Source organism: Kitasatospora sp. NPDC114501 (assembly GCF_055633695.1).
Genome location: NZ_JBVKDS010000017.1, coordinates 73,468 through 95,682 on the forward strand (window position 1 = coordinate 73,468; position 22,215 = coordinate 95,682).

The following is a 22,215-nucleotide window of genomic DNA, read 5'->3' on the forward strand; positions in this document are numbered from 1 at the left end:
CGCCGCACCGCACGGCACCGCCGGAGCGACACCGCCTACGCGGCGCCGCAGGACACCGGACGAGGCCGACCACCCACCCCCTCCCGAACCCGCCACCCGATACACGGATAATCCTGGTCGGACCGGACGCACCCGCACCGCGCGCCCGGTCCCGGTCATGTCCCCAGTCGGTGCCGGTGGAGGAGAAGCGTTGAACGGTGTGCCCGGTGGGGAGATCCTGGACTGGCCGGTCCTGCTGGAGGCCGCCGAGGCGGCCGCCCGGGCGACCACGGGCCGGGGCCGGGTCGCCGACTACATCCCGGCCCTCGCCTCCGCCGACCCGGAGGCCTTCGGCATGGCCGTCGCCACCGTCGACGGGGAGCTGCACGGTGTCGGGGACTGGGAGCGGCCGTTCTCCGTCCAGAGCGTCTCCAAGCTGTTCACGCTCGCCCTCGCGGTGGCCTACGGCGGCGACGCCCTCTGGCAGGGCGTCGGCCGCGAACCGTCCGGCAACCCGTTCAACTCCCTGGTGCAGCTGGAGACCGAGCACGGCATCCCGCGCAACCCGTTCATCAACGCGGGCGCCCTGGTGGTCACCGACCGCCTCCAGACGATGACCGGCGACGCCTCGGGCGCGGTACGGGAGTTCCTGCGCCGCGAGTCCGGCAACCCGTTGCTCGACACGGACCCGGTGGTCGCCGCCTCGGAGGCCGAACACGGCCACCGCAACGCCGCGCTGGCGCACTTCATCGCCAGCCACGGCAATCTGGAGAACCCGGTCGAGACCGTCCTGGAGCACTACTACGCCCACTGCGCCGTCGCCACCAGCTGCCGCGACCTGGTGCTGGCCGGCTCCTTCCTCGCCCGCTACGGCGTGCGCGCCGACGGCACCCGGCTGATGTCCCGCAGCGAGACCAAGCGGATCAACGCCGTCCTGCTCACCTGCGGCACCTACGACGCCGCCGGCGAGTTCGCCTTCCGCGTGGGTCTGCCGGGCAAGAGCGGCGTCGGCGGCGGCATCCTCGCCATACTCCCGGGCCGCGCCGCCGTCTGCGCCTGGGGCCCGCGCCTGGACCAGGCCGGCAACTCCGTCGCCGCGGTCGCCGCCCTGGACACCCTGACCACCCTCTCCGGCTGCTCGGTGTTCTGAGGGTTCCGCCGTCGCCCCCCCCGAAGGCGAGGGCCTACTCCACCGTCACGCTCTTCGCCAGGTTGCGCGGCTTGTCCACGTCGCGGCCGAGGGCGACGGCGGCGTGGTAGGCCAGCAGTTGGAGCGGGATGTTGAGCAGCAGCGGGTCCAGCTCGGGCTCGCTCTTGGGCACCAGGATGCAGTGGTCCGCGAGCTTCTCCTCCGGCCGCCGGTGGGCGACGGCGATGACCCGCCCGGAGCGGGCCTTGATCTCGCCCAGCGTGGTCAGGTTCTTGTCCAGCAGCTCGTCGTCCGGAACCAGCGCCACGGTGGGCAGTTCGGGGCTGATCAGCGCCAGCGGGCCGTGCTTGAGCTCGCTCGCCGGGTAGGCCTCGGCGTGCACGTAGGAGATCTCCTTGAGCTTCTGCGCGCCCTCCCGGGCGACCGGGTAGCCGCGCACCCGGCCGATGAACATCATGCCCACGGAGTCGGCGTACTCGGCGGCGAGTGCGGCGATGGCCTCGCTCTGCTCCAGCACCTCGCGGATCTGGTCCGGCAGCGCCCGGAGCGCCGAGACGATCCGGCGCCCGTCGGCGGGCGACAGGTCGTGGATGCGCCCGAAGTGCAGGGCGAGCAGCGCGAAGGCGACCACGGTGGAGGTGAACGCCTTGGTGGAGGCCACCGAGACCTCCGGACCGGCGTGCAGGTAGATACCGCCATCACACTCCCGGGCGATGGCACTGCCCACCGTGTTGACGACACCGAGCACCCGGCCGCCCTTGCGCTTGACCTCCTGGACGGCGGCCAGCGTGTCGTAGGTCTCGCCGGACTGGCTGACCGCGACGTACAGGGTGTCCGCCTCGATCACCGGGTTGCGGTAGCGGAACTCCGAGGCGGGCTCGCTGTGGGCGGGGATGCGGGCCAGCTCCTCGATCAGCTGCGCGCCCATCTCGCCCGCGTAGTAGGCCGATCCGCAGCCGAGGATCTTCACCCGGCGGATCTCGCGCAGCTCCCGGGCGTCCAGGTTGAGGCCGCCGAGGTGCGCGGTGGCGAAGCGCTCGTCCAGTCGGCCGCTCAGGGTGCGCTCGACCGAGCCGGGCTGCTCGTGGATCTCCTTGAGCAGGAAGTGCTCGAAGCCGCCGGTGTCGTAGGAGTCGACCTCCCAGTCCACGGTGGACGGCTGACGGTGGGTGGTGCGGGCGTCCTCGGTGAAGGTGCGGAAGCCGTCGGCCCGGACGGTGGCCAGCTCGCCGTCCTCCAGGTGGACGACCTGGCGGGTGTACCGGACCAGTGCGGAGACGTCCGAGGCGGCGAACATCTCCTTCTCGCCGATGCCCAGCACGATCGGGCTGCCGTTGCGGGCGACGACGATGCGGTCCGGCTGTTCGGCGTCGAGCACCGCGATGCCGTAGGTGCCGACCACCCGGCCGAGCGCGGCGCGCACGGCGTCCTCCAGCTCGACGCCCTCGGCGACGTTCGCGGCGATCAGGTGGGCGAGCACCTCGGTGTCGGTCTCCGAGCGGAACACCGCGCCGTCGGCGGCGAGCTTGGCGCGCAGCTCGTCGGCGTTCTCGATGATGCCGTTGTGGACGACGGCGATCCGCTCGGCGTTGTCCAGGTGCGGGTGCGCGTTGGCGTCGCTGGGGACGCCGTGGGTGGCCCAGCGGGTGTGGCCGATGCCGGTGGTGCCCTTGAACCGGGCCGGCACGGCGGCGGCCAGGTCGGCGACCCGGCCCTTCACCTTGCGCAGCTTGATCCCGCCGCTGCGCCCCGTGACGGCGACGCCGGCCGAGTCGTAGCCGCGGTACTCCAGCCGCGCCAGCCCCTCCAGCAGGAAGGGGGTCGCGTCCTTGGGGCCGATGTAGGCCACGATTCCGCACATGCGTGGTCTCCTCTTCGAAGTCTTCGGAAGTTCGGACGGGCGGGAGCGGCGGCTCAGCCGTAGACGATCCGCCGCAGCTGGCGGGCCGAGAGCTCCGGCGCCGAGACCCGGCGCTGCGGCAGTTCCTCGGCGAGCCGGGCGAAGATCCGCTCGTTGGTCAGACCGCGTGCCTGGAGCTCGGTGTGGCGGCGGCGCACGTACTCCTCGGTGCTCTCGGAGAAGTACGCCAGCACCTCAGCCACGACCCGCGCCGCCTCCCGGGGCCCGAGCGGACTGGTCCGGGTGAGGTGGGCGAGGAGGTCTTCGTGAGGGTGGGGTGAGCTCGGCACGAGTGAGGAGCCTAGGCCGGGCGGACCGGCGAAGCCAAAGTTCCTGCCCGAAATCGGGCAGACATTACGACTTTCAGCCCACGTCCACTATTCCTTCACATTCGACCGTCGGGCGGCCGCTCGTTCGCCCCCGTTCTCGAAAGCCCCTTGAAGCGGCGCCAACTCCGCACGTAGCGTGACCCTCTGAACACGAAGCGGAAGACCGGAGGCTTGCGGATGTGCGGGATCACCGGATGGGTCGCGTTCGAGCGCGACCTCACCGCCGAGCGGGGTGTCCTCGACGCGATGACGGCCACCCAGCTCCGGCGCGGCCCGGACGCCGGCGGCGTGCACCTGGAGCGGCACGCCGCGCTCGGCCACCGGCGGCTCGCGGTGATCGACATCGCGGGCGGCGTCCAGCCGATGACGGTGGAGCACGACGGCCGGACGCTGGCCGTGCTCACCTACAGCGGCGAGGTCTACAACCACCGCGAACTGCGCGCGGAACTGGAGGCGGCCGGGCACCGCTTCCGCACCCGCAGCGACACCGAGGTCGTGCTGCGCGCCTACCTGGAGTGGGGCGAGCACCTGGCCGAGCGGCTCAACGGCATGTTCGCCTTCGCGGTCTGGGACGTCCGGCAGGAGGAGCTGTTCCTGGTCCGCGACCGGATGGGCGTCAAACCCCTGTACTACCACCGCACCCCGGACGGCGTGGTCTTCGGCTCCGAGGTCAAGGCCCTGCTCGCCCACCCCGCCGTCCGCCCGGTGGTGGACCTGGACGGGCTGCGCGAACTGCTCGGCTACACCCGCACCCCCGGCCTCACCCCGTACCGGGACATCCACGAGGTCCGGCCCGGGCACGTCGTACGGGTGCGCCGCGAGGGCCTCTCGGTCCGCCGCTACTGGGCGCTGGAGGCCCGCGAGCACCGCGACGGCCTGGAGGCCACCGTCGCCACCGTCCGGGCCCTGCTGGACGACATCGTGCACCGTCAGCTGGAGGCGGACGTCCCGCTCTGCTCGCTGCTCTCCGGCGGCCTGGACTCCAGCGCCGTCACCGCCCTGGCCGCCCGGACGCTGGAAGCCGCCGGGGCCGGCCCGGTCCGCTCCTTCTCCGTCGGCTTCGCCGGGCAGAGCGAGACCTTCCACGCCAGCGACGTCCGGCAGACCCAGGACGGCCCGTTCGCCCGGCTGCTCGCCGACCACATCGGGGCCGACCACAGCGTCGTCGAGCTGGACGCGGCCGACCTGACCGACCCGTCCCGGCGCTCCGTCGTGCTGCGCGCCCGCGACCTGCCGAACGGCGTGGGCGACATGGACACCTCGCTGCTGCTGCTCTTCCAGGGCGTGCGCCGCCACTCCACCGTCGCGCTGTCCGGCGAGTCCGCGGACGAGCTGTTCGGCGGCTACCGCTGGTTCCACGACCCGCGGACCATCGCCGTCGAGGACTTCCCCTGGGCCCTCGGCCTGACCGACATCGCCGGCGGCGGAGCCACCCCGCGCGAGCACCTCCTGGACGCCGAGCTGCTCCGCAAGCTCGACCTGGACGGCTACCGCAGGGCCCGCTACCGCGAGGCGGTCGCCGAGGTCCCGCACCTGCCGGCGGCCGATCCGCTGGAACGGCGGATGCGCGAGATCTCGTACCTCAACCTCACCCGCTTCGTCTGCATCCTGCTCGACCGCAAGGACCGGATGAGCATGGCCAACGGCCTGGAGGTGCGGGTGCCGTTCTGCGACCACCGGCTGGTCCAGTACGTCTTCAACGCCCCGTGGGCGATGAAGTCCTTCGACGGACGGGAGAAGAGCCTGCTGCGCGCCGCCGTCCGGGACGTGCTGCCGACCGCCGTCGCCGAGCGGCCGAAGAGCCCGTACCCGGTCACCACCGACCCGCACTACCCGGCGAAGCTGCGCGCCGAACTCGCCCGGCTCGCCGCCGAGGGCACCTCCCCGGCCCTGGGCCTGCTCGACCGGCGGCGCCTGGCCGACGCGCTCGCCCCGGACACCGACCCGCAGTCCGTCCGGCTCGCCGTCGACCTCGCCCTGGACTTCGACGCCTGGCTGACGGACTACCGGGTGACGCTGGAGCTGTGACCGCCGGCCGGGTAGGCGGCGCCGGGGCGCCGAACGGCGGAGGGCGGGACGCCGGGGCGCGGGTGCCGCCCCTCGGACGGCGCAGTGGACGGCGCCCGCATCCCCATACTCCGTTCGGGTGATTGTGCGGAACCATCCCGCCGGTCCCGGCGGTCCCACGGTGCGGTAGCGTCGCCGACACCTCCCGAATGGCGGGCGAATTCGCGGACCACCCGCTCACGTGCCGTCAGGATGGGAGCGAAACGTTCACCTCGATCCGCCGGGGGATCCCGTCATGCAGCCGCGAGTCTTCGCGATTCTCACCGCCCTGCTCCTGGGCGTCCTGGGCCTGGGGTCGGTGGCCGTCACCGACTGGTCGCCCGCGGCGGCCACCGCGACCCAGCCCGCCGCCGCCCCAGGGACCTCCGCCGCCGGCGCCCAGCCGGCCGCGGCCGGCCCCGCGAGCGCCACCCCGACCGGCGACCCGGCGGTGTGGACCCGCTCCACCCTGCGCAACAAGCTGATGGCCGAGATGGACGCCACCGACCCCGGCGTCGCCCTGGCCGACCTCGACAAGATCAGCAAGGAGAAGCCGTACACCGTGCGCTTCTGCCACCCGATCGCGCACGAGCTCGGCCACGCGGCGGTCAAGCGCTTCAACGCCGACTTCCAGAAGGTCATCTCCTTCCCGCACGAGACCTGCGCGGCCGGCTACCTGCACGGCGCGGTCGAGGAGATGCTCAACGCCTCCGCCCAGCCCGAGACGGACCTGCTCAAGCTCTGCGCGCCCAAGAACTCCGGGCCCTGCATCCACGGCGTCGGCCACGGCACCATGTTCGTGGTCAAGCAGGACGTCGCCAAGGCGCGCGACCTGTGCAACAAGTTCCCCTCCGACCAGAACCGGATCCGCTGCTCCGAGGGCCTGTTCATGCAGCTCTTCGGCCCGGACGAGGAGGACGAGCAGGCCAAGGCCAACCTGCCCGCCGACAAGCTCGCCCAGGACCCGCTCTACCCGTGCAAGGACCAGCCGGCGCTGTTCCAGTCCGCCTGCTTCTTCTACGCCCCGACCTTCTTCCTGTCCTCGCACGACTACCCGAACCACCCCGAGGTCTACGCCGAGGCCCTCAAGTGGTGCCTCAACGGCAAGGCCAGCGGCGGGGCGGTGGACTGCAGCCGCGGTGTCGGCTCGCGCACCATGAAGTACAACCTGGACCGCGAGGACTGGGCCGCCGAGCAGTGCGCCACCGCCGCCGACGGCTGGCAGCGCAAGGCCTGCGCCGAGGGCCTGGTCAGCTACTACACGGTCAACTACACGGACGGGGGCGCGGCCGGCCGGCTCTGCGCCAAGATCACCAACAAGGAGATGCAGGGCTACTGCCGCTCGGCGAGCGGCCTGTCCAGCTCGTTGGACTGACGTCCGCCGGTCCCCCGGACCACTCTCCCCCTGGACCCCCCGGTCCCCGGACCGCCTCCCCGGTCTCACCATGAGGGCCCGCGCCGCACGGCGCGGGCCCGTTTGCGTAGGATCGCCCGATCATCGCCTGATCAGGGTGCGCCAAGGACGCCGCGCCTCGCCCCGCCCGTCCCCCGGCCTCCCTGGAGCACGCCATGACCACCGAGGACTTCCCCGGCACCGACCGCCCCGGCACCGACTCCCGCCGGACCGCCCCCGCCACCGACTTCCGCCGGGCCGCCCACGCCACCGCCGACCTGGTCTCCGACTACCTCGCCGACCTGCCCGGGCGCCCGGTCTGGCAGCCCATGGACGAGACCGCCCGCCGGGCCCTGCTCGACGCCCCGCTGCCCGCCGAGGGCCGCCCGCTCGACGAGCTGATCGGCGCCATCGGCCGGGACGTCCTGCCGTACCCGATGGGCAACGGCAACCCGCGCTTCTTCGGCTGGGTCAACTCCGCCCCCGCGCCCGCCGGAGTGCTCGCCACCCTCGCCGCCTCCGCGATGAACCCCAGCTCGGCCGGCGGCGACCACGCCGACGTCCACCTGGAACGCGCCGTGGTCCGCTGGATCGCCGAGCTGGTCGGCTTCCCGCACCCGGCCGGCGGCGGCCTGCTCACCTCCGGCACGTCGATGGCGACCATCGTCTGCCTCGCCGCCGCCCGCAACCGCGCCGCCCGGCGGGCCGGCCGGGACGTCCGCGAGGAGGGCCTGTCCGGCCTGCCGCCGCTGGTCGGCTACGTCACCGGCGAGACCCACTCCTGCGTCCGCAAGGCCGCCGAGCTCCTCGGCCTCGGCAGCAGGCACCTGCGCACCGTGGCCACCGGCCCCGACGGCCGGCTGGACCTCGCCGACCTGCGCTCGGCCGTCGAGCGCGACCGAGCGGCCGGACTGCTGCCCTTCCTGGTGGTCGCCTCGGCCGGCACCGTCGGCGCCGGCGCGGTGGACGCGTTCGACCCGATCGCCGACCTCTGCGAGGAGCAGGGCCTCTGGCTGCACGTGGACGGCGCGTACGGCGCCTTCGGCCGGCTCGACCCGGCCATCGCCCACCGCTACGCCGGCCTGGAGCGCGCCGACTCCCTCGCCCTCGACCCGCACAAGTGGCTCGGCGTCCCGGTCGACTGCGGCTGCGCGCTGGTCCGCGACACCGAGGAGCTGCGCGGCACCTTCAGCCTCGTCCCGTCCTACCTGCGCGACGAGGCGGCCGGCTCGCTCGGCTGGTTCGCCGAGTACGGCACCGAGCAGACCCGCCCGTTCCGGGCCCTCAAGGTCTGGGCCACCATCGCCCACAAGGGCCGCACCGGCCTCGCCCGGGACATCGCCCACTGCACCGCCCTGGCCCGCCGGCTCGGCGAACTCGTCGAGGCGGACGGGGAGCTGGAGCTGCTCGCCGAGGTGCAGACCTCGATCGTGGCGTTCCGCCACCGCGCCCCGGGCCTGGACGCGGCCGCCCGCGACGCCCTCAACCGCGACCTCCCCGTCGCCGTCCAGCGGCGCGGCCGGGTCTTCGTCACCGGCGCCAGGCTCGGCGGGCACGAGATGCTCCGCGCCTGCCTCCTCAACGCCACCACGACGGAGGAGGACCTCCACCTGCTGCTCGCCGAGGTCAAGGCCGCCGCCTGCGAACTGCTCCCGTAACACACCGCGACGGATCTTAACCAGCAGGTCACGACCGGCTCGCGGCCGGGAAACACCGGTCGGGCACGGTAGTGGCCATGGAGCACTCGAAGCCCACCGTGCGCCGTGCCCACCACTGGCGCCGCGACACGGTCGAACTCGCCGCCGTCTTCCTCTCCGTCACCGCCGCCGACCTCATCGCCAAGCTCGTGGTGGACGGCCCGGACGGCCCGGTCGTCCTGGCCACCTCCGCCCTCGCGCTGCTCGCCACCGCCCTGTTCCACACCTGGTGGTCACCCCACGCGCCGCCCCCGACGACCGTGTGGCGGGTCCGCACCACGGCGCTCGCCCACACCCCCGCGGCCCTCGCCGACCACCGGATCACCCTGCTCTCCCTCCACCCCGAGGAGCTCTTCCTCCGCACCCCCCACTCCGTCACCCCGACGGACCTCGCCGACCTCCTCACCACCACCGGCCACACCGTCCAGGACGCCCCCACCCGGATCGCCTGACCGGCGCGCGGCGCGACGGTCAGCACGGTGTTCAGGGCGCCGGATGCGCGTCAGCGCGCGGACGCCCCCCTTCCGGGGAGTCCGCGCGCTGACGGGTCGTGCGCGGCTCAGCCCTTCTGGGCGGGCTGCACGACGCACACCGCGTTGCCCAGCATCGAGCCGAAGCCGCCGAGCAGGGCGCTGGTGACGGCCTTGCAGGTCGCGGCCTCCTCCGGGGTCTTCGGGCCGTTGCCGTCGGAGGAGGAGGTGACGGCGGAGGAGGAGACGGCGGCGGCGGGCTGGGCGAGCGCGACCGGGGCGACGAGGAACAACGCGCAACAGGCGACGGCCCGTACGGACTTCTGGAACACAGCGAACCCCTTCGGATCGGGACGGGATCGGCGGAGAGCCGAGCCATCCCTATCCGAAGGGGCGCCCCCGCTCACGGATCCTGGGCCATCCGTGAGCGTGTCTGATCATCCGATCAGCGGCCCGGGAGATCGCCGGGCACCGTCCGCTCCACCTCCCGGATCGCGGCGGCCAGCTCGGCCACCCCGTGCTCCCGCAGCACCCCGTAGTGGTCGCCGGCCAGGTCGACCACGGTGGGCGGGGCGGCCGAGTAGCCGGTGCTGCCCTCGATGAAGGAGTAGTCGTCGCCCGCGGCCTTGAAGACGGTCACCGGCGCGTCCAGCCGCCGCTCGGCGAGTTCGCGGAAGCTGTACTCGAACTCGTAGGTCTCCCCGACGATCCCGGCGATCCGCCGGATCAGCTCCTCGTCCAGCTCCGGCAGCAGCCGGTGCACGGCCGCGACGAAGGTCGGCTCGTCCGTCGTCCCGGCCAGGCAGCGCTCCAGCTCCGGACCGCTGATCCGGCCGGTGAACACCCCGAACAGGATGGTCAGGTACGCCGGGTTGGCGTACGAGGCCTCGCGGCCCCACTGCCGGCCGTCGTCCTGGCGCACCTTCGGGTTGCCGGGGCAGATCAGCAGCAGCCGCTCCACCCGCCGGCCGGCCCGCTCCAGCTGCCAGGCCGCCTCGAAGGCGACCCGGGCGCCGAAGGAGAAGCCCCACAGCGTGTACGGGCCCTCCGGCTGCACCCGGCGCAGCTCGGCGACGTCGGCGGCGGCCATCTCCCGGATGGTCGGGTACGGCGTCTCGCCGGGGTTGATGCCGTGCGCCTGGATCCCGTAGAACGCCCGGCCCGCGCCGGCCTCCCGGCCGAGCAGCCGCAGGTTCATCGGGTAGCCGCCCAGCCCGGGCCAGCAGAACACCGGTCGGCCGGACTCGCCCGGGTGCAGCGGTATCAGCCGGGAGCCGGGCGCCTGGGCGCCGGCCGCGCCGCGGGCCCGCTCGATGCGCGCGGCCAGGTCGCCCAGCCGGGGGCACTCGAACAGCACCTGGAGCGGCAGCGTGACGCCGAACTCGCGGTTGATCCGGTTGACCAGGGCGACGGCGATCAGCGAGTTCCCGCCGACGGCGAAGAACTCGTCCGTCACCGACACGTCCTCGTACTTCAGCGCCCTCCCCCACGCCCCGGCCAGCCACCGCTCGTGGTCGGTGGCCGGGGCGACGTACTCGCCGCGCACGTCGGCCGTGCGGACGGCCTCGGAGGCGGCCAGGGCCCTGAGGTCCACCTTGCCGTTCGCGGTGAGCGGCAGGGCGTCCACCACCAGCACCCGGTTGGGCAGCATGTAGTCGGGCAGCAGGTTGGCCAGTTCGTCCTTGATGATCTCGGCCGGGCCCTTCATGTGGACGGTGTCCTCGTGCATGCCCTCGCTGCGGACCTGCTCCTCGCTCACCTTGCCGCCGAGGAAGAAGTACGACGGCCCGGGGGTGATGCCGCGACCGGCCAGGATCTCGTCGATGCGGCGCGAGGCGGGCAGCGGGTGGCCGGACCTGGAGCTGTAGCCGGAGGACATGAAGCCCAGGCCCAGGCCGTTGCGCTGGAGGCGGTGCAGCACCGCGCCGAGCGCGATGTACTCCAGCCACTCCTCCTCGGCGCGGCTGACGGCGGTGATGCCGAACGCGGCCCGGGCGTAGACGGCCTGGTTGATCGCGATCACGTGCCGGGACTCCACCACCGCGTCCGAGACGTGCGTCAACTCGCCCTCGGCGTACCGGTAGAGGCCGCCCGGCAGTCCGTCCACCCGGTCCTCGTGGGCCTGGACGTACAGCTCGGTGGCGCCTTCGGCCCGTGCCGCGGCGTCGGCCCGGACGACCGCGAAGCCGCCCAGGTAGTGGTCCTCCTCGGCGACGTCCAGCCGTTCCCGGACCGCCGGGTCGAGGCCGAGCGGGCGCACGTCCAGCCCGTACTCGGGCAGCACCTCCTCCAGGACGCCCAGCATGTGGCCGGTCTCGAACTCCAGCACCTCCCGGATGTTGTTCCGGTAGACCGGCTCGATGGCACCGTGCTTCCCGGAGAAGTGCAGCGTCAGGTACGCCTCGGACCGCGGCTCGGCGGGCCCGATCCGGACCAGGACGTGCTCGACCGGGTGGTAGTAGTACAGCCCGGCCGCGAGCCCGTCCAGGCCGCCGGTCTCCAGGTACAGCTGGGTCGCGTACAGCGCGCCGGGCGAGGCGTAGGCGTACTTCGGCAGCAGCCGCTCCTCGCTGTGGAACTGGCCGAACCACCGCAGGACGCGGCCGAGTTCGGGCAGGCTCAGCAGTGCCAGGTCGCGGCCGAAGGTGCCGGGCGGGCGAGGGGCGAGCAGGGCGGTGAGGTCGTCCCGGGTGACCGTGCCACCGTCGTAGAAGCGGTAGGTCTTGCGGGCGAAGGCCTCCCGGCGCTGGGCCTCGGTCTCCTTCCGGCCGGGCAGTTCGACCCGCTCGCGGCCCGCCAGCCGGGCCGGCTCGCGCAGGCCCGGGTCCGACAGCTGGGCCCTGACCTGGAGTTTGCTGGCCTTGGACTGGTGGTGGCCGCCGTGGTTGCCCTGGTCCATCAGGGCGGCCTCGCGCGGGTTGAGCTCCACGCAGGCGACCAGGCTCGGGTGCCCGGTGCGGTCGTCCCCGGTGACGACCGCGGCCGAGCGGCGCACCCAGGTGTGCTCCTCGATCGCGCGGGCGATCTCGTCCAGCTCGACCCGGTAGCCGCGCAGCTTGACCTGGTTGTCCACCCGGCCGGCGAACTGGAGGGTGCCGTCCGGGTTCCACCGCACGAGGTCGCCCGTGCGGTAGAGCCGCTCGTCGGCGGCGAACGGGGAGCGGACGAACCGCTCCGCGGTCAGCTCCGGGCGGTTCAGGTAGCCGCGGGCCAGCTGGACGCCGCCGATGTACAGCTCGCCGACGCCGTCGGCGGCCACCGGCACCAGCTCCTCGTCGAGGACGTAGCACCGGGTGTCGGCCACCGGCCGGCCGATCGGCACCGAGCCGGCGCCGTCGGCCGGGTCGGCTGGGTCGACCAGGTGCGACGTGGCGTTGATGGTGCACTCGGTCGGGCCGTACAGGTTGACCAGCGCGGCCTGCGGCAGGGCCTGCCCCAGCTCGCGGGCGAGCCGCCGGGAGAGCGCCTCGCCGCCGGAGAACAGCCGGGTCAGGCCGGTGCAGTCGGTGAAGCCCTCGGTGTCCAGCAGCGCCCGGAGCAGGGTGGGCACGCACTGGAGCGCGGTCACCCGGTGCCGCCGGACGGCGGCGACCAGCGCCTCCGGGTCCCGGTGGAGGCCGGGCGTGCCGGCCACCACCCGGGCGCCGACGGCCGGGGCGAGGATCTCCCACTGCGCGGCGTCGAAGCTCATCGGGGTCTTCTGCAGCACGGTGACCTCGGGGTCGAGGTGCCCGGCGGAGTGCATCCAGCGCAGCTGGGAGACCACCGAGCGGTGCTCGATCATCACGCCCTTGGGCCGGCCGGTGCTGCCCGAGGTGTAGATCACGTAGGCCAGCGACTCCGGCTCGACGGCCTCCTCCTGCGCCGTGTCCCGCACCGGCGGGGCGTCCTCGACCTGCGGGGCGTCCTCGAAGGTGACCACCGCCGTCCCGGCCGGGACCAGCGCGGCCAGCCGCTCGCGCAGGTGCGCCTGGGTCAGCACGATCCGGGTGCCGCTGTCCTCGATCATGTAGCGCAGCCGCTCCTCGGGGTACTCGGGCGACAGCGGCAGGTAGCCGGCCCCGGCGTACAGCACGCCCCAGGCCCCGGCGACCAGCTCGACGGACGGCTCGACGTACAGGCCGACGCAGCCGTCCGGGCCGGCGCCCAGGCGGCGCAGCCGCGCGGCCAGTCGGCGGGCGGTCGCGGACAGCTCCTGGAAGGTGAGGCCGCCGCCCTCGCCGAGGACGGCCGGCGAGCCGGGCCGGGTGCCCGCCTGCCGGTCGAGCAGCCCGGTGAGCGCGGTGCCGACCTGCACGCGGCGGGCGTGCGGGACGGCAGGGGTGGCGGTTTCGGTGGAGGTCGAGGTGGAGGTGCCGGTGGTGGGGACGGACGGGGTGTTGCGCATGGAAACGGCCTTCGGTGGGTGGACGTACGGGGCCCGGTCTCCTGCTCACCAGGGGCGCCGGGTATGTCGTCCACCGTCGGCCGCCCGCCGTCCCGGCCGCCTGAGGCACCGGTCGTGACCTGCGCCGACGCCGTCCCGGCCGACCCGCCCCCGGTCCCGGGCGTGTCCCGGGCCGGTCCCACCGCCGCCCGGCCCGGTGTCCCACCGCCAGGCCCGGCCGCAGGGCATTCGGCCGTTCACGGTCACGTAACCGAGCGGAAGCGCACCGTCGGTAGCGTCGGCGGCATGACGGCATCACGCACTCGCCCCGAACGGCTCTGGCACCGGCCCTTCCGCAGGTCCGACCGCAGGTGCGCGGCGCCCGAGGGCCAGGCCACCCGGCTGCCCGCGCTCACCGGCGGCCCGTACCGGACCGCCCGACCGCACCCGCACCCGCCCGCGGCCCGTCCCGCCGGCCAGGCCCCGGAGGCCCCGTCCCGGCTGTCCCCGCCGGACGGGACGGAGCTGCTGCTACGCCCGGCGGGGCCGGCCGACCGGGCGGCGGCGCTGGCGATGCACGGCCGCTGCTCCCCCGACTCCCTGCGGCAGCGCTACCACGGCCCGGTCCGCGACGCCGGCCGCTACCTGGACCACCTGCTGGACCCCCGGCACGGCCGCAGCTACGCGGTGACCGCCCCGGACGGGCGGGTCGTCGCGCTCGGGCACCTGATGTGGGACGACGACGAGGCCGAGCTGGCCGTCCTGGTCGAGGACGCCTGGCAGCGGCGCGGGCTGGGCCTGGCGCTGCTGCGGCGGCTGTCGGCGGCGGCCCGGGCGGCCGGCGTCCGGACGGCGTACGCGGTGACCCAGGGCGGCAACACCGGGCTGATCGCCGCGATGCGACGGCTGGACGCGCCGCTGGACTTCCGGGCCGAGGACGGCACCCTGGTGATCACTGCCGCGCTGGCCGCCGGGGATCCGGCCGATCGCGCCCACCGTCCGGGCCACTGATCATTTCTTCACCAGATCCTCACCCGGCCGCCCCGGGAACCCGGCGGTGCCCGTGGAGCGTCGTCAAGCAGCAAGGGGTTGGAGCCGATCCCTCGGGGTCGCTCCGTACACCGCCCTCCTTGACGGGCCGTCAGCAGTACCCGCGAACGCGTCGCAGCAGGCGGCGTGGGGTCCGGTTCGTCCGGTCGGGCGACGGAGTCGGTAGGCTGATCCCCGTCCCCGCCGCCCGACGGCCCGTTATCCGGCCACGGGTGGTGCCGCAGCAAGGAGGAACCACTGAGCATGGCAGGCACCGAATCGGAGCCCACAGGCGCACGCGACGCCTCGCTGCCGGCACGCGCCAAGATCGCGGTCACCGCCGGCCGGGTCGCCGCCGCCGTGTCGCGCAAGGCCGGGCGCGGTAGCGGCTCGGTGATCGGCGGCAAGGTCGCCCTCAAGCTCGACCCCGACCTGCTCGCCACCCTCGCCGACCACCTCGACGTCGTCCTGGTCAGCGCGACCAACGGCAAGACCACCACCACCCGCCTGATCGCCGAGGCGCTGCGCGCCGCCGGCCCGGTGGTCTCCAACGCCCTGGGCGCCAACATGCCCGCCGGCATCACCTCCGCCCTGGCCGGCGGCACGGACGCCCGCTTCGGCGTGATCGAGGTCGACGAGAAGTACCTGGCGATGGTCGCCCGCGACACCCGCCCCAAGGCGATCGCCCTGCTCAACCTCTCCCGCGACCAGCTCGACCGCGCCGCCGAGACCCGGATGATGGCCGAGAAGTGGCGCGAGGGCCTCCAGAACACCGAGGCCGTGGTCATCGCCAACGCCGACGACCCGCTGGTGACCTGGGCCGCCTCCTCCTGCAAGAAGGTGGTCTGGGTGGCCGCCGGCCAGGCCTGGAAGGAGGACGCCTGGTCCTGCCCCGCCTGCGGCGGCGTGATGCAGCGCCCCGGCGAGGACTGGTTCTGCCAGGACTGCGGCTTCCGCCGGCCCAACCCGCACTGGGCGCTCCAGGGCACCCACGTGATCGACCCGCAGCGCGGCGCCTGGCCGATCCAGCTCCAGCTGCCCGGCCGGGCCAACCTGGCCAACGCCACCAGCTCGGCCGCCGTCGCCGCCGTGTTCGGCGTCGCCCCGCAGGTCGCCCTGGAGCGGATGCGCTCGGTGGCCGCCGTGGCCGGCCGCTACGACGTGGTCCAGTACCAGGGCCGGGACATCCGCCTGCTGCTCGCCAAGAACCCGGCCGGCTGGCTGGAGACCTTCTCGCTGATCGACGGCCCGCCCGCCCCGGTGATCCTCTCCGTCAACGCCCTCGACGCCGACGGCACCGACACCTCGTGGCTGTGGGACGTCGACTACGAGCGCCTCGCCGGGCACCCGGTCTTCGTGATGGGCCAGCGCAAGCTGGACCTGGCCGTCCGCCTGGAGGTCGCCGGGCTCCAGTTCCACGTCGTGGACACCCTGGAGCAGGCTGTCCGGATGGCCCCGCCCGGCCGGATCGAGGCCATCGCCAACTACACCGCCTTCCAGCAGCTGCGGAAGGTCGTGGCCGGCTGATGCCGCGCCCGCACACCAGTCTTTACGTGACGGAAGGCCTTCGAGGATGAGTGAGAGCAGCCTGCGCGTGGTCTGGGTCTACCCGGACCTGCTCAGCACCTACGGCGACCGGGGCAACGCCCTGGTCGTGGAGCGCCGGGCCCGCCAGCGCCACCTCAACGTGACCCGGATCGACGTCCGCTCCGACCAGGCGATCCCCACCAGCGGCGACATCTACCTGATCGGCGGCGGCGAGGACCGCCCGCAGCGCCTGGCCGCCGAGCGGCTGCGCGCCGACAGCGGCCTGGTGCGGGCCGCCGAGAACGGCGCGATCATCTTCGGCGTCTGCGCCGGCTTCCAGATCATGGGCCACGAGTTCATCAACGACCTCGGTGAGCGCGAGCCGGGCCTGGGCCTGCTGGACGTCTGGACCACCCGCGGCGAGGGCGCCCGCTGCGTCGGCGACGTGCTCGCCGACGTCGACCCCCGGCTCGGCCTGCCGCAGCTGACCGGCTTCGAGAACCACCAGGGCGTCACCCACCTCGGCCAGGGCGTGCAGCCCTTCGCCACCGTCAACGTCGGCCGGGGCAACGGCACCGGCGACGGCACCGAGGGCGCCTGGCGGGACACCGTGTTCGGCACCTACCTGCACGGCCCGGTGCTGGCCCGCAACCCCGCCGTGGCCGACATGCTGCTGAAGCTGGCGCTGGACGTCAGCGCCCTGCCGCCGGCCGACACCACCTGGTACGACGCGCTGCGCGCCGAGCGCATCGCGGCCGCGACGCGCCCCCAGTAGTACATCCGTACGCCCCGGCCGGGTGCCCGCCATGCGGTCACCCGGTCCGCGGGCGGCCCCGGACGTACCACAATGGGGCTGCCTACTGCACACCCTCCTCGGCAGCAGGCTGCAATTCCGCGCGGGGGCGCCGACGGCGCCGCTCCCGCGTCGGCTCCTGCCCGGCCGGACCAGGGGCCGTATGCTCGACTTCGCGGCCGTTTTCGGGCATTTCGTCCGGATCGGCCGGTCCTTCACCCCACGGCCACCTCCCCGCCACCACGGTGTGGGAGCGCCCCGTTACGGTGACGGCTCGTCGTCCCAGCCTGTAGTCCGGCCGTTCCTCGGTTCTGCTCGGGAGTTGCAAAGCTAATGCGTATCGGAGTGCTGACCAGCGGCGGTGACTGCCCCGGCCTGAACGCGGTGATCCGTTCCGTGGTCCACCGGGGGGTGGTCGACCACGGCGACGAGATCATCGGGTTCGAGGACGGGTGGCGCGGATTCCTGGAGGGCCACCACCGTCCCCTCACCCTGGACTCGGTGAGCGGCATCCTGGCCCAGGGCGGCACCATCCTCGGTTCCTCCCGGGTTCAGCCGAGCCACCTGCGGGACGGCGTCGAACGGGCCCGGAAGTACTGCTCCGACCTCGGTCTGGACGCGGTCATCCCGATCGGCGGCGAGGGCACCCTGAAGGCCGCCAAGCTGATGAGCGACGCGGGCCTGCCGATCGTCGGCGTGCCGAAGACCATCGACAACGACATCGCCGCCACCGACGTGACCTTCGGCTTCGACACCGCCGTCTCGGTGGCCACCGAGGCGCTGGACCGGCTGAAGACCACCGCCGAGTCCCACCAGCGGGTCATGGTCGTCGAGGTCATGGGCCGGCACACCGGCTGGATCGCGCTGAACGCGGGCATGGCGGCCGGCGCCCACGCCATCGTCGTCCCGGAGCGCCCGTTCCACATCGACAAGCTCACCGACGTCGTCCGCGAACGCTTCGACCGCCAGAAGAAGTTCGCCATCGTGGTCTGCGCCGAGGGCGCCAAGCCCGAGCCCGGCACCATGCACTGGGAGGAGGGCACCAAGGACATCTACGGCCACGAGCGGTTCACCGGCATCGCCACCCAGCTCTCCCGCGAGCTGGAGCACCGCCTCGGCAAGGAGGCCCGCCCGGTGATCCTCGGCCACACCCAGCGCGGCGGCACCCCGACCGCCTACGACCGGGTGCTCGCCACCCGCTTCGGCTGGCACGCCGTCGAGGCCGTCCACAAGGGCGCCTTCGGGCACATCACCGCGCTCCAGGGCACCAACATCAACCTGGTGCCGCTGGCCGAGGCGGTCGCCGAGCTGAAGACCGTGCCGCAGGACCGCTACCTGGAGGCCGAGACGGTCATCTGACCGTCCGCCGCCCTCCCCAGGCCCCCGGCCCCCGCACCGCGCGGTCCGGGGGCCCCGCGCTGCCCGCGCCCGGTGGGCGGCGCCCGGCCCGGCCCGCTAGCGTGGCCGCAGGAGCCGACCGGAGGGACCGGAGATGGAGATCCTCGCGTACGGGGTGCAGGCCGACGAACGGCCGTTGCTGGAGCAGGCCTTCGCGGGCCGGCACGCCCTGCGCTGCCTGGACGTGTTCCTCAACCGCGACACCGCCCCGCTCGCCGCCGGCTACCCGGCCGTCAGCAGCAGCGTCAACGCCGTCCTCGACGCCGAGACCCTCGCCGTCCTGGCTGCGGGCGGCACCGAACTGGTCGCCCAGCGCTCCACCGGCTTCAACAACATCGACCTCGACGCCGCCGCCGAACTCGGCCTCACCGTCGCCCGAGTCTCCCAGTACAGCCCGTACTCGGTCGCCGAACACGCCTGGACGCTCGCCCTGGCGGTCAACCGGCGGCTCACCCGCGCCGCCAACCGCACCCGCGAGTTCGACTTCCGCCTCGACGGCCTCCTCGGCCGCGACATCCACGGCATGACCGTCGGCGTCATCGGCACCGGCAAGATCGGCGAGTGCTTCGCCCGCATCGCCGCCGGCTTCGGCACCGAACTCCTCGGCTGGGACATCGCGCGGAACCCGGCCTGCCTCGACCTCGGCATGACCTACACCGAACTGCCCGAACTCCTCGGCCGCGCCGACCTGGTGAGCCTCCACGTCCCCCTCCTCCCGGCCACCCGCCACCTGATCGACGGGGCCGCGCTCGCCCGGATGAAGGACGACGCCATCCTCATCAACTCCAGCCGCGGCGGCCTGGTCGACAGCGCCGCCCTGGTCGAGACCCTGCGCGCCGGACGCCTCTCCGGCGTCGGCCTCGACGTCTACGAGGAGGAGACCGGCGTCTTCTTCACCGACCGCTCGATCCACGGCATCACCGACGACGTCCTCGCCCGCCTCGTCACCTTCCCCCAGGTCCTGGTCACCAGCCACCAGGCCTACTTCACCCGCACCGCCGTCGGCCAGATCATCGACGCCACCGCCCGCAACATCGACGACTTCGCCGCCGGCCGCACCAGCGAGAACACCCTGGTGCCCAGGAACTGAGCGGGCCCCGGGCGGCCTCGGCCCCGACCCGCCTCCGCGCCACACCCTGCGGCCGCGCCACGGCCCCGGACGCCGACCCGCCGGCACCGACGCGGCCGGCTAGGACGTCCCCCGGCCGAGCACCTCGCGGTACCAGGCGGCGGCCTGCGGGAGGCGGGCCAGGGGGCCGGGGCCGGGTGGGCAGGCGGCGAGGCGCCAGATCCGCTCGCTGCGGTACCAGTGGTCGCGGGCGATCAGGCCGAACTGGCGCTCGGAGACCCGGCCGGGCGCGGCGGCCAGCAGCCGGCGGCACTCCTCCCAGGGCACGGCCGGGCCGGACGGGGCGGGCAGCAGGCCGAGGGCGGCCAGGGCGTCGAGGAGGTCGCCGCCGCGGACCGGTTCGGGGTGGGAGGCGTGGTGGACGCCCGGCGGGGCGGCGTGCCCGTCCAGGGCGAGCGCGGTGATCAGCCGTGCCAGGTCGGCGCGGTCCACCATCGAGAGCCGGCTGCTGCCGCCCTCCCAGCGGACCGGCACCCGGCGGACCAGCTCGGCCAGGGCGGGCACCACCCAGCGGTCGCCGGTCCCGGTCACCAGCCCGGGGCGCAGCACGTGCCCGCCGGCCGCCAGCGCGTGGCGCTCGCCGAGCAGCCGGGTGCGGCTGGCCTCGGACACCGGCGCGGGGGGCACCTCGTCCACCTCGACGCCCGCGTGCGGGCCCTCGCCGTAGACCGCCGCCGTGGAGAGGTGGACGATCCGCCGCACCCCGGCGCGGGTGGCGGCCGCCATCAGGGCGGCGGTGCCCCGGTCGTTCACCGCCTCGCACTCCTCGGCGCCGCCGTCGACCCGGGAGGCGAGGTGCACCAGCGCCCCGGCGCCCGTACAGAGCTCCGTGAGCGCCGCCGGGTCGGCGAGGTCGCCCGGTACCCAGGCGGGGCCCGGCGCGGCCTCCTGCGGCGGTCTGCGGGCCAGCGCCCGCACCCGGACGCCGCGCGCCGCGAGGGCCGCCAGCACGGCGGACCCGATGAAACCCGTCGCCCCGGTCAGCGCGACCGTGGGGTGCGCCGCGGGTCCGTCCTCCGTCGCCATCTCCGAGCCTCCCTGCCGACCGGCCGGTCAGTCTAGCCAGCGGGCGGCACCGGCGGGGAGACACCCGTACGGAGGGGGCGGCGGGTGGCCCGAGGTAAGGCCCACCTAGGCTGTATGTCAAGCAAAACGGGCGAACCGGACCCTCACCAGGGACCACCAGGACGGAAAGCGGGACCCGCCGATGGGCGACGGAATGTCAGGAATGCACCACCACGGCGGGATGACCCGACTAGGCCCGTTCAGCTTGTCGAACGTCTGGAACTGGTCCCCCGACTGGGTGTTCCTGCTCGGCGGCCTGGTCGTCCTGGGGCTGTACGCGGCGGGCGTGGTGCGGCTGTACCGGCGCGGCGACCGCTGGCCGGTCGGCCGGATGGTCGGCTGGGCGGCGGGTGTCGCCAGCATGCTGCTGGTCACCTGCACCGGGCTGAACGACTACGGCATGGTGCTGTTCAGCGCGCACATGATCCAGCACATGGTGCTCTCCATGCTGACCCCGATCCTGCTGCTGCTGGGCGCCCCGATCACGCTGGCGCTGCGCGCGCTGCGCCCGACCGGCAAGGGGCGTCCGCGCGGGCCGCGCGAGCTGCTGGTGGCGCTGCTGCACAGCCGGTACGTCCGGATCATCTCGCACCCGGCGTTCACCATCCCGATGTTCATCGCGAGCCTGTACGGGGTCTACTTCACCCCGCTGTTCGACTTCCTGATGCAGTACCGCCTCGGGCACATCTTCATGATGGTGCACTTCCTGTTCACCGGTCTGGCCTTCTTCTGGCCGATCATGGGCGTGGACCCGGGCCCGCACCGCCCCGGCCACGTGATGCGGATCATCGAGCTGTTCATGGGGATGCCGTTCCACGCCTTCTTCGGCGTGGCGGTGATGATGGCCGGCCACCCGCTGGTCACCACCTTCACCGTGGAGGGCGCACCACCGGGGACGAACCTGCTGGAGGACCAGAAGCTGGCCGGCGGGATCACCTGGGCGTTCGGCGAGATCCCGACCGCGATCGTGCTGATCGCGCTGGTCTACCAGTGGATGGGCTCCGAGCAGCGGCAGGCCCGCCGTCGCGACCGCTCCGAGGAGCGCACCGGCGACGCCGAGCTGGAGGCGTACAACGCCTACCTGGCCTCGCTGCACAAGCGCGACCGGCGCGCGGGCGGCGCGGCTCCGACCGCCCCTGCCGCTCAGCCGGCCCCGGTCACCGGCGCCGCCCCGGCGGCCGAGGCCGGCTGAGCCCGCCGCCGCCCACCGCGGAACCCCCGTTCCCCGGGAACCCTCGTTCCACCTGCGGAACGGGGGTTCCGCCGTTTCCGGCCCGCCCCGGAACGACGGTTGCGCCGGACGGTTGCGCCGGACGCCGGAACGGTCGTTCCGCCGTACGCGTTCGAACGGACATGCACGTCCTGTTGATCGTCGCCGTCCTGCTCTGCGGGTCCGTCCTGCTCTGGCTGCTCGGCTTCCTCGGCCTGGCGCTGCACCACCGCCGTCGGCCCGCGCCGGCCGGCTCCGACTACCTGGTGGTGCTGGGCGCCGCGCTGGAGGGCTGCGAGCCCGCGCCCCCGCTGGCGGCCCGGCTGGACGCAGCGCTGGAACGTTTCGCCGCCGAGGAGGAGGCCGGGTACGCCCCGCTGGTCCTGGTGACCGGTGGGAAGGGCCCGCACGAGGAGTGCACCGAGGCCGCCGCGATGGCCCGCTACCTGGTCGCCCGGGGCGTCCCGGCCGAGCGGATCCGGCGCGAGGAGCGGGCCGTGAACACCGCCGAGAACCTGCGCTTCAGCGCCGCCCTGATGGCCGCCGAGCGCCCCGGCTACCGCTGCACGGTGGTCACCAACGGCTTCCACACCGTCCGCTCCGCCCTGGCCGCCCGCCGGGCCGGCGTCCCCGCCGCCGTGCTCGGCGCGGACGGCCCGCTGGCACACGGCCCGTACCTGCTGCTGCGCGAGGCCGTCGGCACCGCCCTCGCCCTGCTCGGCCGCGCCTGACCC

17 protein-coding genes are annotated in these 22,215 nt (G+C 73.9%); 12 read left to right on the forward strand and 5 right to left on the reverse strand.

Features of this window, described 5'->3' with window-relative positions:
- Nucleotides 1-217: 217 nt before the first annotated feature.
- Entirely contained in the window at nt 218-1,129 is a 912-nt protein-coding gene (locus tag ACZ7RU_RS28965; RefSeq protein WP_470344049.1) for a glutaminase, read from the forward strand.
- A gap of 34 nt (nt 1,130-1,163) precedes the next feature.
- Here the strand turns inward: ACZ7RU_RS28965 and glmS are convergent, their stop codons facing one another.
- The gene (glmS, locus tag ACZ7RU_RS28970; protein WP_470343919.1) at nt 1,164-2,990 is read right to left on the reverse strand and encodes a glutamine--fructose-6-phosphate transaminase (isomerizing); all 1,827 of its coding nucleotides are present in this window, start codon (nt 2,988-2,990) and stop codon (nt 1,164-1,166) included.
- A 53-nt stretch (nt 2,991-3,043) separates the two neighbouring features.
- Nucleotides 3,044-3,319, reverse strand: coding sequence for a hypothetical protein (locus ACZ7RU_RS28975; protein ID WP_355254796.1), 276 nt, complete (start codon nt 3,317-3,319; stop codon nt 3,044-3,046).
- 216 nt (nt 3,320-3,535) lie between these two features.
- Here ACZ7RU_RS28975 and asnB point away from each other — a divergent pair, with 216 nt between their 5' ends.
- From asnB to ACZ7RU_RS28995, 4 genes are all read left to right on the forward strand, one after another.
- Nucleotides 3,536-5,386, forward strand: coding sequence for an asparagine synthase (glutamine-hydrolyzing) (gene asnB, locus ACZ7RU_RS28980; RefSeq protein ID WP_470343920.1), 1,851 nt, complete (start codon nt 3,536-3,538; stop codon nt 5,384-5,386).
- 274 nt (nt 5,387-5,660) lie between these two features.
- Nucleotides 5,661-6,779, forward strand: a complete 1,119-nt coding sequence (locus ACZ7RU_RS28985) for a hypothetical protein (RefSeq protein ID WP_470343921.1) — start codon at nt 5,661-5,663, stop codon at nt 6,777-6,779.
- A gap of 194 nt (nt 6,780-6,973) precedes the next feature.
- Nucleotides 6,974-8,455: a pyridoxal phosphate-dependent decarboxylase family protein gene (locus tag ACZ7RU_RS28990; protein WP_470343922.1), complete on the forward strand. Its 1,482-nt coding sequence runs from the start codon at nt 6,974-6,976 to the stop codon at nt 8,453-8,455.
- Nucleotides 8,456-8,532: 77 nt separating this feature from the next.
- Nucleotides 8,533-8,946 (forward strand): hypothetical protein, encoded by a 414-nt coding sequence (locus ACZ7RU_RS28995; protein ID WP_470343923.1) that lies wholly within the window; start codon nt 8,533-8,535, stop codon nt 8,944-8,946.
- 107 nt (nt 8,947-9,053) lie between these two features.
- Here the strand turns inward: ACZ7RU_RS28995 and ACZ7RU_RS29000 are convergent, their stop codons facing one another.
- Nucleotides 9,054-9,296: a hypothetical protein gene (locus ACZ7RU_RS29000; protein WP_470343924.1), complete on the reverse strand. Its 243-nt coding sequence runs from the start codon at nt 9,294-9,296 to the stop codon at nt 9,054-9,056.
- 113 nt (nt 9,297-9,409) lie between these two features.
- On the reverse strand, nt 9,410-13,351 hold the full coding sequence (locus ACZ7RU_RS29005) for a non-ribosomal peptide synthetase family protein (RefSeq protein ID WP_470343925.1): 3,942 nt from the start codon (nt 13,349-13,351) through the stop codon (nt 9,410-9,412).
- A gap of 285 nt (nt 13,352-13,636) precedes the next feature.
- Between ACZ7RU_RS29005 and ACZ7RU_RS29010 the strand changes: the two genes are divergently transcribed.
- The 5 genes from ACZ7RU_RS29010 (at nt 13,637) to ACZ7RU_RS29030 (ending at nt 19,167) form a co-directional block, all read left to right on the forward strand.
- Nucleotides 13,637-14,341: a GNAT family N-acetyltransferase gene (locus ACZ7RU_RS29010; RefSeq protein ID WP_470343926.1), complete on the forward strand. Its 705-nt coding sequence runs from the start codon at nt 13,637-13,639 to the stop codon at nt 14,339-14,341.
- A gap of 282 nt (nt 14,342-14,623) precedes the next feature.
- Nucleotides 14,624-15,886, forward strand: a complete 1,263-nt coding sequence (locus ACZ7RU_RS29015) for a MurT ligase domain-containing protein (protein WP_387759178.1) — start codon at nt 14,624-14,626, stop codon at nt 15,884-15,886.
- Nucleotides 15,887-15,932: 46 nt separating this feature from the next.
- Complete coding sequence (locus tag ACZ7RU_RS29020; protein WP_470343927.1) at nt 15,933-16,661, forward strand: type 1 glutamine amidotransferase; 729 nt, start codon at nt 15,933-15,935, stop codon at nt 16,659-16,661.
- Nucleotides 16,662-17,012: 351 nt separating this feature from the next.
- Nucleotides 17,013-18,038 carry a 6-phosphofructokinase gene (locus ACZ7RU_RS29025; RefSeq protein ID WP_387759175.1) on the forward strand — a complete coding sequence of 342 codons (1,026 nt, stop codon included), beginning with the start codon at nt 17,013-17,015 and terminating at the stop codon, nt 18,036-18,038.
- Nucleotides 18,039-18,171: 133 nt separating this feature from the next.
- The gene (locus ACZ7RU_RS29030; protein WP_470343928.1) at nt 18,172-19,167 is read left to right on the forward strand and encodes a 2-hydroxyacid dehydrogenase; all 996 of its coding nucleotides are present in this window, start codon (nt 18,172-18,174) and stop codon (nt 19,165-19,167) included.
- A 99-nt stretch (nt 19,168-19,266) separates the two neighbouring features.
- Here ACZ7RU_RS29030 and ACZ7RU_RS29035 read toward each other — a convergent pair whose 3' ends face one another.
- Nucleotides 19,267-20,232, reverse strand: coding sequence for an NAD-dependent epimerase/dehydratase family protein (locus ACZ7RU_RS29035; protein ID WP_470343929.1), 966 nt, complete (start codon nt 20,230-20,232; stop codon nt 19,267-19,269).
- A 202-nt stretch (nt 20,233-20,434) separates the two neighbouring features.
- Here ACZ7RU_RS29035 and ACZ7RU_RS29040 point away from each other — a divergent pair, with 202 nt between their 5' ends.
- Nucleotides 20,435-21,463, forward strand: coding sequence for a cytochrome c oxidase assembly protein (locus tag ACZ7RU_RS29040; RefSeq protein ID WP_470343930.1), 1,029 nt, complete (start codon nt 20,435-20,437; stop codon nt 21,461-21,463).
- 161 nt (nt 21,464-21,624) lie between these two features.
- Complete coding sequence (locus tag ACZ7RU_RS29045) at nt 21,625-22,212, forward strand: YdcF family protein (protein ID WP_470343931.1); 588 nt, start codon at nt 21,625-21,627, stop codon at nt 22,210-22,212.
- Nucleotides 22,213-22,215 lie beyond the last annotated feature (3 nt).